Origin of the sequence: Pseudomonas sp. Pse1, assembly GCF_024519635.1 — a bacterium.
Taxonomy (GTDB): Bacteria; Pseudomonadota; Gammaproteobacteria; order Pseudomonadales; family Pseudomonadaceae; genus Aquipseudomonas.
In genome coordinates this window covers 1-1,319 of the sequence record NZ_JALJRO010000056.1, presented here as the reverse complement: position 1 = coordinate 1,319, position 1,319 = coordinate 1, and the positions used below count along the sequence as shown (strand labels likewise).

Annotated in this window: 1 protein-coding gene; it reads right to left on the bottom strand. The window is 57.5% G+C overall.

The window, feature by feature from the left end:
- Positions 1-1,319 (bottom strand): immunoglobulin-like domain-containing protein (locus NR126_RS28310; RefSeq protein ID WP_256832470.1); only part of this gene is annotated, 1,319 nt, incomplete at both ends.

Below are 1,319 nucleotides of genomic sequence, written 5' to 3'. Positions count from 1 at the left end.
ACGCTCAGCGGGCCGCCGTCTTTGTAGACGTCGTCGCCCTGGATCGGTGCGGTATAGATCGCGCTGGTATCACCGGCTTTGACGGTGACGGTGCCGCCGTTGCTCAACTTGACGGTCAGATCGTCCTTCAACGCCTGGTTGAGGGTGATGGTGAAGGTTGGATTGGCGTTCTCAAACACAGCACCGTTGCCAGCAATGCTCACCGTTACGGTGTCGGTGGTGTCGTTGATCTGCACCACGCCTGGTTCTTTGCTCAGTTGCAGGTCTTCGAAGACCTGGTCCTTCACAGTGGCGTCGGTGATAGTCAGGCTCAGCGGGCCGCCGTCTTTGTAGACGTCGTCTCCCTGGACTGGCGCGGTATAGATCGCGCTGGTATCACCGGCTTTGACGGTGACGGTGCCACCGTTGCTGAGTTTGACGGTCAAATCATCCTTCAACGCCTGGTTGAGGGTGATGGTGAAGGTCGGGTTGGCGTTTTCAAACACAGGGCCGTTGCCGGCGATGCTGACGGTCACGGTGTCGGTGGTGTCGTTGATCTGCACCACACCTGGTTCTTTGCTCAGTTGCAGATCTTCGAAGGCCTGATCCTTCACGGTTGCGCTGTCGATGGTGACGCTCAGCGGGCCGCCGTCTTTGTAGACGTCGTCGCCTTGAACTGGGGCGGTATAGATCGCGCTAGTTTCGCCAGCTTTAACGGTGACGGTGCCGCCGTTGCTGAGTTTGACGGTCAAATCATCCTTCAACGCCTGGTTGAGGGTGATGGTGAAGGTTGGATTCGCGTTTTCGAACACAGGACCGTTGCCAGCGATGCTGACGGTGACGGTATCTGTGGTGTCGTTGATCTGCACCACGCCCGGTTCTTTGCTCAACTGCAGGTCTTCGAAGACCTGGTCCTTCACGGTTGCGCTGTCGATAGTAACGCTCAGTGGGCCGCCGTCTTTGTAGACGTCGTCTCCCTGGACTGGCGCGGTATAGATCGCCGAAGTATCACCGGCTTTGACGGTGACGGTGCCACCGTTGCTGAGTTTGACGGTCAAATCATCCTTCAACGCCTGGTTGATGCTGACGGTGAACGTCGGGTTGGCGTTTTCAAACACAGGACCGTTACCGGCGATGCTGACGGTCACAGTGTCGGTGGTGTCATTGATCTGTACGACACCTGGTTCTTTGCTCAACTGCAGGTCTTCGAAGACCTGGTCCTTCACGGTTGCGCTGTCGATGGTAACGCTCAGTGGACCGCCGTCTTTGTAGACGTCGTCGCCTTGAACTGGGGCGGTATAGATCGCGCTGGTTTCGCCAGCTTTAACGGTGACGGTGCC